This is a genomic window from Arthrobacter sp. TMP15 (genome assembly GCF_039529835.1).
GTDB lineage: Bacteria > Actinomycetota > Actinomycetes > Actinomycetales > Micrococcaceae > Specibacter.
The window spans coordinates 3,052,475-3,071,289 of record NZ_CP154262.1 but is presented as its reverse complement, the minus strand read 5'-3'; the positions used below and the strand labels follow the sequence as shown (position 1 = coordinate 3,071,289).

Genomic DNA, 18,815 nt, shown 5'->3' with positions numbered 1-18,815 from the left:
CGACCCCTCAATAAACTTTCGTAGGAGAATAAAATGCCCCCAAAGACTCGTGGAGCGGTTCGTAAACCGCGTCGCAAGGATAAAAAGAATATTGCGCTAGGCCAGGCGCACATCAAGAGCACCTTTAACAACACCATCGTTTCCATCACGGATCCTAACGGTGCAGTCATTTCATGGGCTTCCGCCGGTGAAGTTGGCTTCAAGGGCTCGCGTAAGTCAACTCCGTACGCTGCACAGATGGCTGCTGAAGCAGCTGCCAAGCGCGCACAGGAGCATGGCCTTCGCAAGGTTGACGTTTTCGTAAAGGGTCCGGGCTCGGGCCGCGAAACGGCTATCCGTTCACTGCAGGCTGCTGGTCTTGAGGTTGGCTCCATCTCGGATGTCACCCCCAGCGCCCATAACGGCTGCCGTCCGCCCAAGCGCCGTCGCGTATAACGAGAATTAAAGTATCAGAGTTGGCCTTCACCCTTGGTGGGGGCCAACTCCGACGCCGTTAACTCTCGTCAGCCGCCATTTCCACTACCTGTGTTGCGTCATATAGCGGATGCTCGCTGAAAGGAAAACCCAGTGCTCATTGCACAGCGCCCCACCCTATCCGAAGAAGTAGTTTCCGAGAATCGCTCACGGTTTGTTATCGAACCGCTGGAGCCAGGCTTTGGTTACACCCTGGGAAATTCCCTGCGTCGGACCTTGCTGTCCTCCATTCCTGGCGCTGCTGTCACCAGCATCCGCCTCGATGGTGTTCTGCATGAGTTCACAACGGTCCCCGGTGTTAAGGAAGATGTCACTGAGATCATCCTGAACATCAAGGGACTATCCGTGTCCTCGGAGCATGACGAGCCAGTCGTCGCCTACCTGCGCAAGCAGGGTCCTGGCGTTGTTACGGCTGCCGACATTGCTCCCCCGGCCGGTGTGGAATTCCACAACCCTGACATGCACATTGCCACGCTGAACTCGAAGGGCAAGTTCGAACTAGAACTGACCATTGAGCGCGGTCGCGGCTATGTTTCAGCAGCTCAGAACAAGAACGTAGATGCAGAGATTGGCCGTATCCCGGTTGACTCCATCTACTCACCAGTTTTGAAGGTGACCTTCCGCGTGGAGGCTACCCGTGTTGAACAGCGCACCGACTTTGACAAGCTCATTGTTGATGTAGAGACCAAGCAGGCTATTTCGCCAAGGGATGCTATTGCATCTGCTGGCACCACCCTGGTTGAGCTCTTCGGTTTGGCTCGTGAGCTGAACACCGCCGCTGAAGGCATTGAGATTGGTCCGTCACCGACGGATGCTGCTCTTGCCGCAGACATGGCCCTGCCGATCGAGGATCTGGACCTGACGGTTCGTTCCTACAACTGCCTCAAGCGTGAGGGCATCCACTCCGTGGGTGAACTCGTTGCTCGCTCAGAGGCTGACCTGATGGACATTCGCAACTTTGGTGCGAAGTCCATTGATGAGGTAAAGGCAAAGCTGGTTGAGCTTGGTCTGTCCTTGAAGGATTCTCCTCCAGGGTTTGATCTGGCCGCCCGTGCCGCAGCACTTGATGAGAACGACGACGCATTTGGCGACGACGAGCTCTAAGTTCGAACAACAAATTTTTAGCCGACCGGGCGGACACAATTGATGTGTCCGCTCATGGTTCGGCTGACACTTGAGGAGAAACACCATGCCAACACCCGCCAAGGGTCCCCGCCTCGGAGGCGGAGCGGCTCATGAGCGCTTGATGCTCGCGAACCTGTCCGCCTCGCTTTTCGAGCACAAGCGGATCACCACCACCCTGACCAAGGCTAAGCGCCTGAGCCCCTACGCAGAGCGATTGGTTACATTCGCAAAGCGTGGAGACCTCTCTTCACGCCGCCGCGTTCTCGGCCTGATCAGCGACAAGGGCATTGTCCACGAGCTGTTCACCGACATCGCCAAGGCTGTGGAGAACCGCGACGGCGGCTACACCCGCATCACCAAAATTGGTAACCGCAAGGGCGACAACGCCCCCATGGCTGTCATCGAGCTCGTTCTGGAGCCGGTCAGCGCCAAGCAGGCCGTTGTGAAGGAAGCTACCGCAGCCGCCGCCAAGGCCGCCCCGGCTAAAGAAGCTCCGGTCGAAGAAGTTGTAGAGACGCAAGTTGTAGCTGACGAAGTTGCACCTGAAGCTGACGAAGCAACTGCTGAAGAGACCAAGTAGAACTTGCGCGAAAGCTAAAGTTTTAGCACGAAGGACCCGCTGCCCGTAAGGGTGGCGGGTCCTTTGTTTTTCACCAAGGCATCCCTCAGCGGGAGGCGCACACACCAGCGATAGAATTGACTTATGTACAACCCCAGACTTTCACCCGAAGAACAAGGCCTGGTGCGTGTTCGTTTAGACCTGGCTTACGACGGCGGGCCCTTCAGTGGGTGGGCTATTCAGCCTGGCTTGCGGACGGTTCAGGGGTGCATCGAAGAGGCGCTGGCACTAGTTCTGCGACGACCCGTGCGCCTTACCGTGGCCGGGCGTACCGACACAGGAGTCCACGCCCGCGGACAGGTAGCCCACTGTGACATCACAGTGCAGGAGTGGGACGGTTTTGCCCGTCAGGACGCCAATGATCCTTCTCTAGCCATGCTCAGACGCTTCAACGGCGCTATCGGTTGGGTTTTGGGGGAAGTGGGAGGCTCCGTTGCCATCCAGCGGGTGTCCCCGGCGGGGAAGGGGTTTGATGCCCGCTTTTCGGCGCTGTGGCGTCGCTATAGTTATCGGATAGCGGACGGGGTAACCAGACGCGATCCTTTGCACCGCGCACAGACTCTGTGGTTCAACGATGCTTTGGACGTGGACCTTATGCACGCCGGCGCGCAGGAACTCCTGGGTTTTGGAGACTTTAAAGCCTTTGCCAAGCCTCGGGAGGGTGCCACTACTGCCAGGACATTGCAGCGTTTCGATTTTTTCCGCGGGGATGATGGTGTGATTAAAATCAACATCCAGGCTGATGCTTTCTGCCACAATATGGTCCGGGCTTTAACCGGTGCGGCACTGCGGGTGGGCCGTGGGGTGGAAGGTCCGCATTGGATACGGGAACGCCAATTGGCGGGGATAAGGGATGCAAAGTCCGTTCTAGCGGACGCACATCCGCTAATCCTGGAAGAAGTCAGCTATCCCGACATGGAAGAACTTGCCGAACGGGCCGTACTGACAAGGGCGCGAAGGTCCCTGAGCACAGTAGGCGGAACCTCGCTTTGACCTGAGGGCTATATTAACGTTATCGTTGGTAGTCGTTGTGCGTGTCCTATCTCGATACCACGCGCCCGCTACAGGTCCGGTTGCAGGACTACCACTGAGCGGGCGTCATCGGGAAGTGTAAGGATGACTGGTGTTGGAGCCCTCACCTCTGTTCCGGTAAACGCATAGATAGCAGGTGTCAACCATCTGTGACACCACCTAAGAACAAGAAACGAAGGCAAAAACCGTGCGTACGTATACCCCGAAGCCCGGCGATATCAACCGTCAGTGGCACATCATCGATGCCAACGACGTTGTCTTGGGCCGTCTTGCCAGCCAGACCGCAACACTGCTGCGTGGAAAGCACAAGCCGACCTTCGCTCCCCATATGGATATGGGCGATTTCGTCATCATCATCAACGCCGAGAAGGTTGCCCTGACAGGCGCCAAGCTCGAACAGAAGCGTGCATACCGCCACTCGGGTTTCCCGGGCGGTCTGTCCAGCATGAACTATGCAGAACTGTTGGAGAAGAACCCGGTTCGTGCAGTGGAGAAGGCCATCGCTGGCATGCTCCCGAAGACCAAGCTTGGTAATTCACAAATCAGCAAGCTGAAGGTCTACCGCGGCTCAGAGCACCCCCATGGTGCCCAGCAGCCCCAGACGTTCGAAATCACCCAGGTCGCCCAGTAGTCCTGGCCACCACACCTAAATCATTAATCAAGGAGAATCGTGGCTCAGAACACTGAAGAGCTGAACACCGAGGCCGTTGTGGCTGAGGAAGAAGTTTTGACTAGCTACACGAGCGAAAGCTCAGCTGCAGCAGATGCAGCACCCAAGAAGGAACGCCCGGCACTGACAGTATCCGGTGCCGCTGTTGGCCGTCGCAAGCAGGCAATTGCCCGCGTACGCGTGGTTCCTGGCACAGGCAAGTGGATCGTCAATGGCCGCGAACTGTCCGACTACTTCCCGAACAAACTGCACCAGCAGGAAGTTAACGACCCGTTCCGTATTCTTGATCTGGACGGATCCTACGATGTGTGGGCCCGTATCCACGGCGGTGGCCCCTCAGGCCAGGCCGGCGCGTTGCGTCTGGGCGTTGCTCGTTCCTTGAACGAGATCGATGTTGAGAACAACCGTGCAACCTTGAAGAAGGCAGGCTTCCTGACTCGTGACGCACGCGTCATCGAGCGTAAGAAGGCCGGTCTTAAGAAGGCTCGTAAGGCTTCGCAGTACTCCAAGCGCTAAATCCGCGCTTGCCAAAAAAGCCCCCGCTCGTTTCGAGTGGGGGCTTTTTGTTCTAGCATGCGCGTACCTGGGTGGGGAATTTTTCGCGCCATGGGCTAAGCGCCGGGCCATGGTGACGGATTTGTAGCTTCCATGATTTAGACTGAAGTGGATGTCAAGATTATTTGGAACAGACGGTGTCCGCGGTTTGGCCAATGGCCTGCTGACGGCTGAATTGGCTTTGTCCCTTGCCCAAGCTGCTGCGGTGGTCCTTGGTCACGAACAAATGAGTGAGGGCAAGCGTCCCCGGGCTGTCATTGCCCGCGACCCCAGAGCGAGCGGTGAGTTCATCGGTGCTGCCGTGGAAGCGGGCCTGGCAAGTGCCGGCGTGGATGTTTATGATGCAGGAGTGCTGCCCACACCCGCCGCCGCTTTCCTCATTGCAGATCTGGGTGCTGACTTTGGCGTGATGATCTCCGCCTCGCACAACCCGGCCCCGGATAATGGCATCAAGTTCTTTGCACGTGGCGGCACTAAACTGCCGGATTACGTTGAGGATGCTATTGAAGCTCAACTCCAACGGGACGCCTTCAGGCCCATTGGTGTTGGCGTTGGGCGCATCCAGCGTTTCTCCGATGCTGAGGATCGGTACGTCCTGCACCTGTTGGGCACCTTGCCACACCGTCTAGATGGTTTGAAAATAGTTCTTGACTGCGCCCACGGCGCAGCGAGTGGATGTTCCCCACAGGTATTTACCGATGCCGGTGCGCAGGTCACTGTCATAGGGGCTGACCCGGACGGGTTGAACATAAACGACGGGGTAGGTTCCACGCACCTGGAATTGCTGCAGGAAACTGTGCTGAGCATCGGTGCCGACCTGGGCATTGCCCACGACGGCGACGCTGACCGCTGCCTGGCCGTTGATCATGAGGGTAACGTCATTGATGGTGACCAGATCATGGCTGTCCTTGCTTTAGCGCAGAAGGCCGCAGGGGAACTCAAGGATGACGTGTTGGTTGCCACAGTGATGAGCAATCTTGGATTGAAGATAGCCTTGCGCGATGCCGGTATTACCGTACGTGAAACAGGTGTTGGGGACCGCTACGTGCTTGAAGAGATGCGTAGAGGAGACTACACGCTTGGCGGAGAACAATCCGGTCATGTGATCTTTTCCAAATACGCCACCACAGGTGATGGCCTGCTGACCGGCCTCCAACTGGCTGCACAAGTGGCGAAGACCGGTAGGACTCTAAAAGAATTGGCCGCCGCCATGACCAAGCTGCCGCAGATCATGATCAACGTTAAGAATGTGGATAAGAACCGCGCCTCATCAGTGCCGGCCATCAACGCCGCAGTGGCAAAAGCCGAAGCCGAGTTGGGGGAGACCGGTCGAGTGCTCCTGCGTCCTTCAGGAACAGAACCCCTTGTGCGCGTCATGGTTGAAGCCGGAGACGTTGCCACCGCTGAAAGAATTTGCAATGACCTTGTGCTGGTTGTAAAAGCAGAGCTTTCACTCTAAGCGTTCTACAAATAAAGGAGGCGGCAACCCAACCGGGTTGCCGCCTCCTTTATTTAGTAGGTTTTTAGACGTAGGGGGAATGCTGCCCACCAGAGGGCTGGGCCTTGAGCGAGTCACGAATTTCGGTGAGCAGCTCAATCTGCGGATCAACCGCTGGCTCTTCGTCCTTGATGCCGAGCTTCGCATTACGACGGGCAATCATGTGATTCATTGGCAGGACAACCATGAAGTAAATGGCCGCGGCAACAATGAGGAAATTGACCAAGACGGTCAGGAAAACACCGAATTTGATGTCCACGCCATTGAGAGAAACAAGTCCGAAGCTATCGAAATCGGCAGCACCAAACAATGCGGCAATGAGCGGCATCAAAATGTTCTCCACGAGAGAATTAACAACTGCTCCAAAAGCAGCACCAATAACAACGGCCACGGCAAGGTCAACGACGTTGCCTTTCATAATGAAATCTCTGAATCCCTTTAACATGTCTTTAAAGTACCGCACTCGTGGGATTTCAGGAAGAACAAACAACGAACCAGATTGGTCGCCTTATTTATACCCTGGTGCTCCGGGAAGGCCCAAGTAGTCCTCATAGCTACGAATATTGTGCTTGTTCATATCTGTTGTCACGGACCTGCCCAGGTAGCGCAGGTGCCACGGTTCGGCTAAGTAGCCCGTTGTAGTTTCGTGCCCGGCAACATAGCGAACTGTGAAACCGTATTCACTTGCGTTAGCTGCTACCCACTGCCCTGCAGGGGTAGTTGCGAAACAAGGGTTAAAGTCACAAGTGGTGCCGGCATCGGCATCACCGATGTCAATGGCAAGGCCTGTTTGGTGTTCAGAATAGCCGGGCCGTGCAGAGGTGGAGTCCGCCGCGCTTTCGCCTTTGCTTGCCACATAGCCGCTGTAGACAGCGACTTGTGTCTGGAACGAGCGGTAGCTGCTCTTAACAGTGATATTGATTCCTTCTGCCGCCGCCGCTGCAAACATCCGTTCAATTGCGCTTGCTGCTTCGGCACGAACAAGGATGGGTTCCCCTGAACCAGAGCGGACCGCAGGAGTTACCAAATCCGTTGGTGCATAATCCACGGGCGCCAAAAGATGCTGTTTGTTGACCAAAACTAGAGGGCTGTTGGGATTCTGGATGTCCCAAAGCGTGGCGTCACTGGGGGAGCCATTGCCAGCGGCAAAGAGGCCCTGGATGGGTCCGTCTGCTCCGGCTCCCGCCACTGGAGGAGCCGTGCGGGCCGGGATGGGGGCCGCGGAGTTACCTGACGCCGAGAACGTTCCCTTCTCACCAGGTGTGGGCGTGCTGGCCGGTTCCTGGCCAACAGGCGAAGGCTCGGTGGCCGCGAGGGAGGTGCCCGGCGTCGTGCCTGGCTGCGATACTGCGGCGGCAACAGGGACGGGAGCGGACTCAACCACAGGTGCCAGAACAAGGGCGCCTGAGAATATCAGCGACGCTCCGGCTATGGAGACGGCGATACCGCCAGGGCGTGGCCACGAGAACTCTCGTCGGAGTTTGGCTGCCGGGGTTTGCCTGGGCCGCCGGGCTTGGTGAAAGCCAACAACTGGCACTAGACCTTCCTTAGCAGCATGCGGCGAATGGAGTGGTCAGCATCTTTAGTGAGCACCAGTTGAGCCCGGCCCCGGGTGGGAAGCACATTTTGTAGCAGGTTGGGCTCGTTGATATTTTTCCAAATCTGGGAAGCCGTGGCAGTAGCTTCGGCATCGGATAAATCCGCGTAACGGCGAAAATAGGATTCTGGATCGGCGAATGCCCCAGTGCGCAGCGAGCGGAAGCGCTCAACGTACCACTGTTCGATGTGGCTGGTTTTGGCATCGACGTAGATGGAAAAGTCGAAAAAGTCACTGACCGCCAGACCTGACCGTCCGTCGCTGCGAGGGCGGGCGGCAGCCAACACGTTCAGGCCCTCCACGATGAGGACGTCAGGGCGCCGGACCACAACCTCTTTGTCAGGCAGGATGTCATAAGTGAGGTGTGAGTACATGGGGGCGCGTACTTCTTCGGCGCCGCTCTTGACTGCACTGACGAAGCGCAGCAGCCCGCGGCGGTCATAGGATTCCGGGAAGCCCTTCCGGCCCATGAGCCCGCGGCGTTCAAGATCTGCATTTGGATACAGGAAGCCGTCGGTTGTGACGAGTTCCACATTGGGGGTATCAGGCCAGCGGCAGAGCATTTCACGCAACACACGTGCGGTTGTGGATTTCCCCACAGCTACTGAACCCGCCACTCCAATGACAAAAGGGGTGCGGGAACCGTGTTCACCCAAGAAGGTGGTGGTTGCATTGTGGAGGTGGGCGGCAGCGCCAACGTAAAGATTCAGAAGGCGTGAGAGTGGCAAATATACATCGTAGATTTCGCGCATATTCAGCTGATCGCCCAGTCCTCGCAGGCGATAGACGTCATCTTCATCCAAGGGTTGTTCAATCTTGTTGGCAAGACGGGACCACGTCTGGCGGTCCAATTCAACAAAAGGAGAGGCGCTGACGCTGTTGCCGGGCTCGGTTCTATGCGCTGTCACAATTTCAATTCTGCCTTGTTTGGGGCGGGGAGGGAAACGCCGTTGGTGCGATGGGGGAGAAGTGCTGGCTCTTTTTCAACGCTCCTGCGCAATTGGAGGTAGAACGTCCTGCAAATGGTTTGGGGTTTATGATTGATTTTCATGTGTGGAATTGTGGGATACGCCGGTACCGCCCCGGCTCAAGGAACAGGTTTGTCAGTCAATCACCGCGCCCTAGAGGTTTTGGTTGAGGGGCTGCGTCGTTTGGAATACAGGGGTTACGATTCCGCAGGTGTTGCCGTGGCAGGTGCCGGCGGCATAGAGATGCGCAAGAAGAGCGGCAAGCTAGTGAACCTCCTCGACGAGCTTGAGCGAAACCCGCTTCCCGCGGCAACCACGGGGATAGGTCACACCCGTTGGGCCACGCATGGTGCCCCCACTGATGCCAACGCCCACCCGCACGTAGTTGACGGTGGCGCCCTAGCGGTGGTCCACAATGGAATTATTGAAAACTACTCGATCCTCAAGGCTGATTTGCTCAAGCGCGGACATAGCTTTGCATCTCAAACCGATTCTGAAGTTGCTGCCACGGTACTGGCGGAGGCCTACAGGAGCCTAGAGGGTAGTGAGAGCGTAAAAGCCGACGGACACGGGGCTGCACGCCTTTCTAAGGCCATGCAACTGGCAGCCCAGCAGCTTGAAGGTGCATTCACGTTGGTGGCCACCCACGCAGAAGTATCGGGAGTAGTTGTAGCGGCGCGGCGCAATTCCCCCCTTGTTGTTGGACTGGGTGAGGGAGAAAACTTCCTGGGATCGGATGTATCAGGATTCATTGACTACACCAGAAGGGCTGTAGAGCTGGGGCAGGACCAGGTTGTCACCATCACGGCCGAGGATGTTGTGATCACCGATTTTTACGGTGCCCCCGCGGAGGGCCATGAATACCTGGTTGACTGGGATGCTGCCGCCGCCGAAAAGGATGGCTACCCCTCCTTTATGGAAAAGGAGATCAACGACCAGCCAGACGCCGTTGCGCAAACTCTCCTGGGCCGCTCAGACTTGGCGGGTAATCTGACCCTTGACGAGCTGCGTATTGACCCGGCTGTGCTAAAAACAATTAATCGTATTATTGTGCTGGCTTGCGGCACCTCTGCCTACGCTGGGCAGGTGGCGCGGTACGCCATTGAGCACTGGTGCAGGATCCCAACGGAAGTGGAACTCTCGCATGAGTTTAGGTACCGAGATCCCATTGTGGATGAACGTACGCTGATTGTTTCGCTCTCTCAGTCTGGGGAGACGATGGATACCCTGATGGCTGTGCGCTACGCCCGCGAGCAGGGCGCCAAGACGATTGCCATCTGCAATACCAATGGATCGACCATTCCGCGGGAGTCGGATGCCGTGCTGTACACGCATGCCGGACCCGAAATCGCTGTGGCTTCCACCAAGGCGTTCTTGGCGCAGCTGGCCGCAGCTTATCTGCTGGGACTTTATTTGGCACAACTGCGTGGGAACCTCTTCCAGGGGCAAATCAAGGATATTTTGGCTGAGCTGGCCAAGACCCCGGCCAAGATCGCCACGGTGTTGGCCAACGCTGAGCAGATCAAGGAACTTGCCCGCAGCATGGCGGATACCCGCACGGTGCTATTTCTTGGCCGTCACGTTGGGTACCCCGTTGCCATGGAGGGTGCCTTGAAGCTGAAGGAACTGGCTTACATTCATGCCGAAGGATTTGCGGCTGGGGAACTTAAGCACGGCCCCATCGCCTTGATTGAAGAAGGGCAAGCCGTCATTGTTGTTGTCCCTTCACCCCGTGGCCGGGATTCCCTTCACGCGAAGGTTGTTTCCAATATTCAGGAGGTTCGTGCCCGCGGAGCCAAAACCATCGTGATTGCGGAGGAAGGTGACGAATCCGTGCGCGAACATGCCGAGCACGTGTTTTACATTCCGGAAACAAGCCCCCTCCTTGCTCCTTTGCTGACCACTGTTCCCTTACAGATCTTTGCGTTGGCACTGGCAACGGCGAAGGGCTTCGACGTGGACCAGCCCCGCAACCTAGCCAAGTCGGTCACCGTTGAATAACCGGCTGTGAATTGCTGGTTTGTTCAAGATGAGCCGTAGGAGCGGGTAGGGATAGGCTGGGGTCATGATTATTGGCATTGGCGTGGACGTAGTTGACATTGAGCGGTTTGGTCGTCAGATGGAGCGGACTCCTGGGCTGCTCGAACGATTGTTTGTTCCTGCAGAACGTGGCCTAAACACACAGTCGCTGGCGGCAAGATTCGCTGCAAAGGAGTCCGTAGCGAAAGCTTTGGGTGCCCCTGCCGGGATGAACTGGCAGGACTGCTGGATCGGCCTTGACGAACACGGTCCCACCATCAATGTCAAGGGCACAGTGGCTGCCGTTGCCAAGGCCAAAGGCATCAAAAGTTGGCATTTGTCCATGAGCCACGACGGCGGTATTGCCACCGCCATGGTCATCGCCGAGAGCTGACATGCTCAGCGCCTACACAGCTGCGGCTGTTCGTGCCGCCGAACAGCCGCTTTTGGCTGCCGGGCGTGGCCCCGAACTTATGCGAAAGGCGGCGCATGGGCTCGCCATGGGAGTAGTTGCGAGTCTGCGTGACCGCGGCCAAGGTGTGTACGGAGCCAAGGCGGCGCTCTTGATTGGTTCCGGTAACAATGGCGGGGATGCTCTTTACGCTGGCGCTTATTTAGCGGCCCGTGGAGCGCGGACGACGGCGTTGCTAACCGATGCTCACACCCACCCTGAAGCGTTGGCTGCTTTTGAGCAGGCTGGCGGTTTCTGTGTTCGCGTGGTGGCGGACTTCCTCCCTGAAGCTAAAGCTTCCGACGTCATTATTGACGGCCTGCTCGGCACAGGTGGACGGGGCGGGCTCCGGGAGCCGGCGGCAGGAGTGGTTGCGGAGTTAAACAAACTTGCGGCCCAAAACAGGCCCTTAGTTGTGGCATGCGATCTGCCCAGTGGAGTGGACGCAACCACGGGGGAAGTATTCGCCCCAGTGCTGCGGGCGGATCGCACCATCACCTTTGGTGCCCACAAGACAGGGCTGCTGGCCTCCCCCGGGGAGCAAGCCTGCGGAACACTCGTCCTGATTGATTTGGGCCTCCAGGAGCACCTCTACGAAGCTGACTTGTTCAGACTTGTGCTTAGCGACTTGGCTGCATTGCTACCGCGCCCAGCGCGAGCTGATCAAAAATATACCCGAGGTGTTGCAGGCATAGTGGCCGGATCCGTGCAGTACCCAGGGGCGGCTCTGTTGGCTGTGGCCGCCGCGTCAGCGTGCGGGCCCGGAATGGTGCGCTACCTTGGGCCTGAACACGTGGCAGCGGCACTGCATGTACGCAATCCTGAAGCCGTATGTTCGCAGGAGTCCCCACGGAACGTGCGTGTGCAGGCATGGCTTGCCGGATCAGGTATTGATGGGGATCCGGCGCAGCTTGAGCGGGCATCTGAGGCCATACTGGCCGGCGGTGAGAGCGGTATCCCCGTGGTGGTTGATGCTGCGGCGTTGGAGCTTGTGAAGCCTGCCCATGGTGATGAAAACTCCCATCTAGTGCTGACCCCGCACGCGGGTGAACTTGCAACCCTCCTTGCTCGACACGGTGTTGCTCTGAAACGAAGTGCCATTGAGGCGGCACCCTTGGCCGCGGCACGTAGGGCGGCGGTGATGTTTGGCGCTGTTGTGCTATTGAAAGGGCCAACGACGGTTGTGGCCCAACCTGACGGGAAAGTTTTTACGCAGTCCAACGGCACACCGCGGCTAGCAACGGCTGGAAGCGGCGATACGCTGGCAGGGATCCTTGTTGCCCTGCTAGCCATGGGAGCCGGAATAGGTGAATTGGCCCGGACTGCTGCGCTGGCAGCCGCGCTGCACGGTGAACTGGCCTCCTTGGAGGTGGCCCGCGCAGACCTTGCTTGCGTAGGAACTGGTTTGGGTGTCGAAGCGTCTGCGCGAGGGCAACAACTAGAGCCCCTGAATGCAGGGATGCTTGCAACGAGAATTCCAGCGGTGTGGGGACGCCTCTGCTCGCCTGTGCAGTAATCAACTGTGCAGTAATCAACGTGATGCCGCGCCTGCATCCGGAGTTGGTGTATCTTAGCTGCGGCGGTATGGCGGAAGCGGGACGCAGGTCACAACAAATCAGTGGCAAGATAGTAACTATGACCTTTCACGCCGCAGAAAACCGTTATGAAACCATGCCTTACCGCAGAGTTGGCCGCAGCGGGCTGAAATTGCCCGCCATCTCGCTAGGGCTGTGGCACAACTTTGGTGATGACAAGCCGTTCGAAGTGCAGCGGGCCATCCTTCGTCGAGCCTTTGATTTGGGCGTCACACACTTTGACTTGGCCAACAACTACGGCCCGCCTGACGGCTCAGCGGAAACTAACTTTGGCCGCCATTACAAGGACGACTTCCGTTCACACCGCAACGAACTCGTCATTTCCACCAAGGCCGGTTACTACATGTGGCCCGGTCCCTACGGTGAGTGGGGCTCACGCAAGAACCTCCTGAACAGTCTTGACGATTCGCTCACCCGCATGGGTCTTGACTATGTGGACATTTTTTACAGCCACCGGCCCGATCCGGAGACGCCCATGGAGGAAACCATGGGTGCTCTGGACCACGCAGTGCGCTCCGGTAAGGCCTTGTATGCGGGCATCTCCTCATACACGCCAGCTCAGACGCTTGAAGCCGCCCGGATTCTCAAAGAAATGGGTACGCCGCTGCTCATTCACCAGCCCTCATACTCCATGCTGAACCGCTGGACTGAGGAAGGGGAACCAAACCTTTTCCAGACGCTCGACGCCGTGGGGGCAGGTTCCATAGCGTTCTCACCGTTGGCGCAGGGCATGTTGACCGACCGCTACCTCAATGGTGTGCCGGCAGATTCGCGGGCGGCGAAGGAACGCTTCCTGCACGAAAATGACCTCACCGAGGAAAAGATGGGGCGTGTGCGAGCTCTCAACGAGCTGGCATCCACCCGTGGACAGTCCTTGGCGCAGATGGCCATTGCATGGATCCTTCGGGAACAAAGCAATGCGAGCCCCGTCGCCTCAGCTTTGGTGGGCGCCTCGAGCGTTGCGCAGCTGGAAAACAACGTTGCCGCTATCAGAAACCTGGAATTTAGTGAAGCCGAGCTGCGCTCCATCGATGAGTACGCCGTCGAATCTGGGATAAACAAGTGGGCACAGAAGTAGTTGGGGGCCCACATGAGTAACAACGGTCTTTGATAAAAGCAAGAGATTTTCCTGCGCCGGAGGAATAAATTCGGAACAGGGTCAGTTGACAAGAATGGTTAAGGGCGCCGTTGGGGCGCCAGGTCCGGTCGAACAGCCGTGCGTCGTGTCTCTACGTAAAACGTAAAGGCGTGCGTCGACCCATCACCGCAAAGTGAGAGCCGGACCCGTGTGAGTTTTTATGAAGGAGTTCCGTGTCCAATCATCCTATTCGGGTTGCCGTCGTAGGCGTGGGAAACTGTGCCTCATCTTTGGTGCAGGGAGTCCAGTACTACCAAGATGCTGATCCCAGCGTCAAGGTTCCTGGCCTGATGCATGTTAATTTTGGCCAATACCACGTCAATGATGTGCAGTTTGTTGCAGCATTCGATGTTGATAGCAAGAAGGTTGGGCTGGATCTCTCGGATGCCATTGGCGCCAGCGAGAACAACACCATCAAGCTGGCCGACGTCCCCAACTTGGGAGTTCCGGTGCTTCGCGGCACCACCCTTGACGGTCTTGGCAAGTACTACCGCGAGACCATTGTTGAATCTGACGCCGATCCGGTTGACGTTGTGGCAACACTGAAGGCAGCCAATGTTGACGTCATGGTTTGCTACCTACCGGTTGGCTCAGATGCCGCAGCGAAATTCTATGCCCAGTGCGCCATCGACGCCGGTGTAGGCTTCGTCAACGCCCTGCCCGTTTTCATCGCAGGCACCAAAGAGTGGGCTGATAAGTTCACTGCCGCCGGCGTTCCGATTGTGGGAGATGACATTAAGAGCCAGATCGGTGCCACCATCACGCACCGTGTCATGGCCAAACTTTTTGAAGACCGCGGTGTGGTTCTTGACCGGACCTACCAGCTTAACGTTGGTGGAAACATGGACTTCAAGAACATGCTTGAGCGTGAGCGACTTGAATCCAAGAAGATCTCCAAAACTCAGGCCGTCACCTCCAACACCTCAGCAGTGCTGAGCGAGGACGACGTCCACATCGGGCCCTCTGACTACGTTGCCTGGCTTGATGACAGGAAGTGGGCTTTTGTCCGTCTGGAAGGCCGCAACTTTGGCGACGCTCCGGTGTCGCTGGAATACAAGCTTGAAGTATGGGATTCACCCAACTCAGCTGGAGTGATCATTGACGCCATCCGTGCGGCAAAAATCGCCCTTGACCGCGGCATTGGTGGCCCCATCCTCTCAGCCTCGAGCTATTTCATGAAGTCCCCGCCGGAGCAGTACGCGGACGACATCGCCCACGAGAAGGTTGAAGCATTTATCCGGGGCGACCTCTAACCCCGACGCTCGCTCACTCCACGTCGTGTTTATTGTGACGCTCGCTCACTCCACGTCGTAAAAAGCAGAACGCTCCTTCACTGAACTGCTCCCCGAAAGTTGGACTGAAATATTCAATCCAACTTTCGGGGAGCAGTTAATTGCTGAGGGAGGGTTCTGCTTTAGGCTGTGTGGTTTGGGACGATTTTAGCTACCTGTAGCGAACCCGGAGGAAACCCTGGGATCTACCTTGGCATGCCGCAACACGTTCTTGATCACGCGGACGGCATCTTGAAAGCTATCTGCCAAATCTGCCTGAGTGAATACTAAGACCGTCCAGCCAGCGGCTTCGAATGCTTTATCCCGGCGTCTATCACTTTGCCGCTGTAGCTCATCCAGGTGATGAACTCCATCGTATTGGAGGGCTATGCGCCGACTTCGGTAGCCAGCGTCTGCACAAGGTGCCCCTGGCCGTGGCCAGAGGGTGACTTGCAGATCAGGCTCCGGCAGTCCGGCGTCGAGCATGGCCAAACGAAGGAGTGTTTCGGGAGCCGAATCAGCTCCCACACGCATCAGTTCAAGGGCTGCCCGCGCACGAACTACGCCCTGTAAATTCCTGTGCCGGCCCACTAACTCCCGAAGCGCCACAAGAGTGGAGTAGGGAGTCTCCCGATCCTCAAACTCCGGCCGCGGAATGCGAATCAGCTGATCCCCGGTGCACACCAGATCGTCAAGGTTTAGGATGTGCGCAAGATCAAGCCACGTACGGGCCCTACCGCTGATTCGCAGATCTCCATGAGTCTCCACTTCACCGGGAAAAGCAACCACGGTATGACCGATGATTCCTTTGCGACGCGCTCCGGGCAGTTTTCTAGGCTTACTCAAATGCAGCTGATCAGAGCCCGAACACCACGGTGGAAGAACCATTTCATGCAACCTTGCAGCTGTGGTGTGCGAGATCCAGGCCTCCGGAGTCACCACGCACAGGGCACGAGCTGCGCTGCTGAGCTCAAAATCCCAGTCCTTCGGCCGGTACAGGCCACGGCCCACGTTTGTGATGTGCGTATTCCTGAGCTGACCCGCCGAAAGTCCTTGCGTCATGGCTTCAGCGCGGGTGAACGGAACCGATGGGACACTGAACGCATCGTTGGAGTTCATGGAACAAGTGTGGCTCACATACGGCGCGGGCGCCTGAAGTTATCCACAGCAGGGGGACCACCTACTCGCCGTCGCTTATGGAGCGACGGCGAGTGAGCGAGCGTCCGCTGAAACCCGACGTGGAGTGAGCGAGCGTCCGCTGAAACCCGACGTGGAGTGAGCGAGCGTCGGTACTAGGGGGCGACCCACAGCGTTGTTTCTGCTCCTATGCTGCCCACATGTAGTTCACCGGAGCTCAGGACCACCTGGGAATGGTCAACACCGAAAGGCAGCTCCGCGGGTGCGTCACCAAAGTTGGTTATAACCTCCCAACCATTCGGGCGGCGGTAGTGCACCACCGCGGCTGCCGGTTCACTGAGCCATTCCAGGGACTCTTCAGATTGCAATTCGCGGCGTATTTTCAGGGCACTGCGATACATCTCAAGGGTGGAACCTGCGGTACCGTCCTGCACCGAGGCAGCAAAGTCAGCGAACCAGTCCGGTTGCGGAAGCCACGGGCCGCCACCAAAACCAAAGTTGTCTTCCGAATCGGACCATGGCAGTGGTACCCGGCAGCCGTCGCGACCCTTGACAGTGTTTAAGGTGCGGAACCACGTGGGGTCCTGCAACGAAGAAGCCGGCAGATCAGCCACTTCAAAGAGGCCCAGCTCCTCACCCTGGTACAGGTAGGCCGAGCCCGGCAGGCCCAGCATGAACAACGTTGCAGCCCTGGCCCGGCGCAAACCCCGCGCAGAATCCAATTCTGGGGACGCGCCGTCGGCCAGCAGCCACGCCTCAAGATCGGCATGAGTGCTCCCGTCGGGCAGTGCGTAGCGTGAAGGGTGACGAACCACATCGTGGTTTGAAAAAACCCAGGTCGAGGATGCTCCGGAAGCTTCAGCCTCCAGCAGACATCTCTGCGCTATGGTACGGAATTTCACGGCAGCAAAAGGCGCCTGCAGCAAATCAAAGTTGAAAGCCTGTCCCAGACCGGAGGGTTGGGCGTACTTCAGACGCCGCTCGGTAAACGGTACCCACGCTTCAGCAACGGCAGCCTTGGGCGGATCGTATTCGTTGAGCACCGAACGCCAACCCGCGAAGACCTCATGCACCTCATCACGGTCAAAGATGGGATCGGTACCGTCATCCACCAAGATCTCCAACAGCGGCTTGGAACGTAGCGGAAGGGACATGTCCTTGACCAGTGCGTGCGCCACATCGATGCGGAAACCGTCAACGCCGCGGTCCGACCAGAAGCGCAGCGTGGTATGGAAATCCTCGCGTACTTCGGGATGATCCCAATTAAAATCGGGTTGTTCGGTGGCGAACAAGTGCAGGTACCACTGGCCCAGTGACCCGGCATTGGGACCGGCAGTTTCCACTATGCGAGTCCATGCCGGACCGCCAAAGTGGGAGGGCCAATCGGACGGTGGAAGCTCGCCATTCTCACCCAAACCGTCGAAGAAGTGGTACCGGGCGCGCTCGGGGGAACCCGGGGCGGAAGCTAAAGCAGCTTGGAACCATTCGTGCCGGTTGGAGGAGTGGTTAGGCACCACGTCAACAATGATCTTGATACCGGCAGTGTGCGCCGCTGTCACCATGTCATCGAAATCCGCCAAAGTCCCCAGACGCGGGTCAACGTTTCGGTAGTCATCGACGTCGTACCCGCCGTCGGCAAGTGCTGAGGGGTAGAACGGGCTGAGCCATATGGCATCGATACCCAGTGCCGAGAGGTAAGCCATACGCGAGGTGACACCGGGCAGATCACCGATTCCGTCGCCGTCGGAGTCGGCAAAGCTGCGCGGGTAGATCTGGTAGACGGCGGCTTGGCGCCACCACGTGGGATCTGAGGAAATGCGAGACATAATTTGTTGGATCCTCTCATGCCGCCGGATATTTCCCAGCGCTGGGCGAACAGGTAGATCAAGAGTAACGGTGCCATAGCCCAGAGGCGTGAAGCAAAGCCGGTTGTGACATCAGTATGAACTGGCTGGTTGCCAGTAGATCAACAGGTGCGTGCGTTAGCATGGCAGAAACTCATGGAAGCGGTCGTCATGTCCAAACAGCAGCATCTGACGCGAAAGATCGAGACGCGGAAGTGTAAGACCCCTAAGGTACCCGGTTATTCACGGCTTGCCGTTGTGGCCCTACTCATCACAGCCCTAGCAATGATAGCGGGGTGCGCCCAACAGGCCCCGCAGGGGCAGCCCGGCAAAGCCCCCACTGGCACTGCGCCGGCCACGGGCACGCCTGCTACGAGCGCTGAGCCGTCCGCGCCGGGTAGTTCCAGTGCCACGGGTAGTTCCATAGCGGCGGGTGACGTTGATCTGTCCATTGCTCTCACTGAAGCTCCCGGGGCGGCCCCGCGCCATTTCCGCCTCGTGGCCAACGGTCCCACCCCTGCTGCCGATTCCACCTTGCCGGACTCCACGGCCGCGCTCGCCGCAGTGGAAGCACAAGGTGAGAAATTGTTTTTCCCTGTCCCGGACCCAACACGCGCCTGCACACAGCAGTACGGTGGCCCGGAAATTGCTGTAGTGACCGGCTGGTTTCACGGTAAGAAAGTGAATGCCACCTTCAAGCGCACCGACGGCTGTGAGATCGCCAGTTGGGCGGCACTGGCTCCCCTGTTCGGTGCGCTAGCGGGTGGCACGGGAGCCATCTAAGGGCTCGCGTTTGTATTGGCCCGGCAGGTGGGCACCGCA

At 57.8% G+C, this 18,815-nt stretch carries 18 protein-coding genes; 13 read left to right on the top strand and 5 right to left on the bottom strand.

What is annotated here, in order from left to right; genetic code table 11:
- Positions 1-33: 33 nt before the first annotated feature.
- The 7 genes from rpsK to glmM all read left to right on the top strand — a co-directional run bounded on the left by rpsK (position 34) and on the right by glmM (position 5,934).
- Positions 34-435, top strand: coding sequence for a 30S ribosomal protein S11 (gene rpsK, locus AAFM46_RS13795; RefSeq protein WP_038464649.1), 402 nt, complete (start codon positions 34-36; stop codon positions 433-435).
- Between the two features lie 132 nt (positions 436-567).
- A complete protein-coding gene (locus tag AAFM46_RS13790) occupies positions 568-1,578 on the top strand; it encodes a DNA-directed RNA polymerase subunit alpha (protein WP_283532171.1) in 1,011 nt (336 codons plus the stop codon).
- A gap of 85 nt (positions 1,579-1,663) precedes the next feature.
- Positions 1,664-2,179, top strand: a complete 516-nt coding sequence (rplQ, locus tag AAFM46_RS13785; protein WP_283532172.1) for a 50S ribosomal protein L17 — start codon at positions 1,664-1,666, stop codon at positions 2,177-2,179.
- Positions 2,180-2,302: 123 nt separating this feature from the next.
- A complete protein-coding gene (locus AAFM46_RS13780; protein WP_283532173.1) occupies positions 2,303-3,211 on the top strand; it encodes a tRNA pseudouridine synthase A in 909 nt (302 codons plus the stop codon).
- A 226-nt stretch (positions 3,212-3,437) separates the two neighbouring features.
- Positions 3,438-3,881, top strand: coding sequence for a 50S ribosomal protein L13 (gene rplM, locus AAFM46_RS13775; RefSeq protein ID WP_283532174.1), 444 nt, complete (start codon positions 3,438-3,440; stop codon positions 3,879-3,881).
- A 39-nt stretch (positions 3,882-3,920) separates the two neighbouring features.
- Positions 3,921-4,436: a 30S ribosomal protein S9 gene (rpsI, locus tag AAFM46_RS13770; protein WP_283532175.1), complete on the top strand. Its 516-nt coding sequence runs from the start codon at positions 3,921-3,923 to the stop codon at positions 4,434-4,436.
- A gap of 151 nt (positions 4,437-4,587) precedes the next feature.
- On the top strand, positions 4,588-5,934 hold the full coding sequence (glmM, locus tag AAFM46_RS13765; protein ID WP_343318406.1) for a phosphoglucosamine mutase: 1,347 nt from the start codon (positions 4,588-4,590) through the stop codon (positions 5,932-5,934).
- 64 nt (positions 5,935-5,998) lie between these two features.
- On the opposite strand, the gene mscL is transcribed toward glmM, so the two are convergent.
- The 3 genes from mscL to coaA all read right to left on the bottom strand — a co-directional run bounded on the left by mscL (position 5,999) and on the right by coaA (position 8,478).
- Positions 5,999-6,418 carry a large conductance mechanosensitive channel protein MscL gene (gene mscL, locus AAFM46_RS13760; protein ID WP_343318405.1) on the bottom strand — a complete coding sequence of 140 codons (420 nt, stop codon included), beginning with the start codon at positions 6,416-6,418 and terminating at the stop codon, positions 5,999-6,001.
- Between the two features lie 63 nt (positions 6,419-6,481).
- Positions 6,482-7,510 (bottom strand): D-alanyl-D-alanine carboxypeptidase family protein, encoded by a 1,029-nt coding sequence (locus AAFM46_RS13755; RefSeq protein WP_343318404.1) that lies wholly within the window; start codon positions 7,508-7,510, stop codon positions 6,482-6,484.
- Positions 7,510-8,478, bottom strand: a complete 969-nt coding sequence (coaA, locus tag AAFM46_RS13750; protein ID WP_283532179.1) for a type I pantothenate kinase — start codon at positions 8,476-8,478, stop codon at positions 7,510-7,512. The genes AAFM46_RS13755 and coaA overlap by 1 nt, the downstream gene beginning before the upstream one ends.
- A gap of 141 nt (positions 8,479-8,619) precedes the next feature.
- On the opposite strand from coaA, the gene glmS reads away from it, so the two are divergent.
- The 5 genes from glmS to AAFM46_RS13725 all read left to right on the top strand — a co-directional run bounded on the left by glmS (position 8,620) and on the right by AAFM46_RS13725 (position 14,994).
- Entirely contained in the window at positions 8,620-10,539 is a 1,920-nt protein-coding gene (gene glmS / locus AAFM46_RS13745; protein ID WP_343318401.1) for a glutamine--fructose-6-phosphate transaminase (isomerizing), read from the top strand.
- A gap of 64 nt (positions 10,540-10,603) precedes the next feature.
- A complete protein-coding gene (locus AAFM46_RS13740) occupies positions 10,604-10,951 on the top strand; it encodes a holo-ACP synthase (protein ID WP_283532182.1) in 348 nt (115 codons plus the stop codon).
- Between the two features lies 1 nt (position 10,952).
- Entirely contained in the window at positions 10,953-12,524 is a 1,572-nt protein-coding gene (locus AAFM46_RS13735; protein WP_343318399.1) for an NAD(P)H-hydrate epimerase, read from the top strand.
- A gap of 119 nt (positions 12,525-12,643) precedes the next feature.
- The gene (mgrA, locus tag AAFM46_RS13730; RefSeq protein WP_283532184.1) at positions 12,644-13,681 is read left to right on the top strand and encodes an L-glyceraldehyde 3-phosphate reductase; all 1,038 of its coding nucleotides are present in this window, start codon (positions 12,644-12,646) and stop codon (positions 13,679-13,681) included.
- Positions 13,682-13,914: 233 nt separating this feature from the next.
- Positions 13,915-14,994, top strand: a complete 1,080-nt coding sequence (locus AAFM46_RS13725; RefSeq protein ID WP_283532185.1) for an inositol-3-phosphate synthase — start codon at positions 13,915-13,917, stop codon at positions 14,992-14,994.
- 186 nt (positions 14,995-15,180) lie between these two features.
- Here AAFM46_RS13725 and AAFM46_RS13720 read toward each other — a convergent pair whose 3' ends face one another.
- Both AAFM46_RS13720 and AAFM46_RS13715 read right to left on the bottom strand, forming a co-directional pair.
- Positions 15,181-16,131 (bottom strand): DUF559 domain-containing protein, encoded by a 951-nt coding sequence (locus AAFM46_RS13720; RefSeq protein WP_283532186.1) that lies wholly within the window; start codon positions 16,129-16,131, stop codon positions 15,181-15,183.
- 173 nt (positions 16,132-16,304) lie between these two features.
- Positions 16,305-17,975: a glycoside hydrolase family 13 protein gene (locus AAFM46_RS13715; RefSeq protein WP_343318397.1), complete on the bottom strand. Its 1,671-nt coding sequence runs from the start codon at positions 17,973-17,975 to the stop codon at positions 16,305-16,307.
- A gap of 189 nt (positions 17,976-18,164) precedes the next feature.
- On the opposite strand from AAFM46_RS13715, the gene AAFM46_RS13710 reads away from it, so the two are divergent.
- A complete protein-coding gene (locus AAFM46_RS13710) occupies positions 18,165-18,776 on the top strand; it encodes a serine protease inhibitor (RefSeq protein WP_343318395.1) in 612 nt (203 codons plus the stop codon).
- The last annotated feature ends 39 nt before the right edge of the window (positions 18,777-18,815 follow it).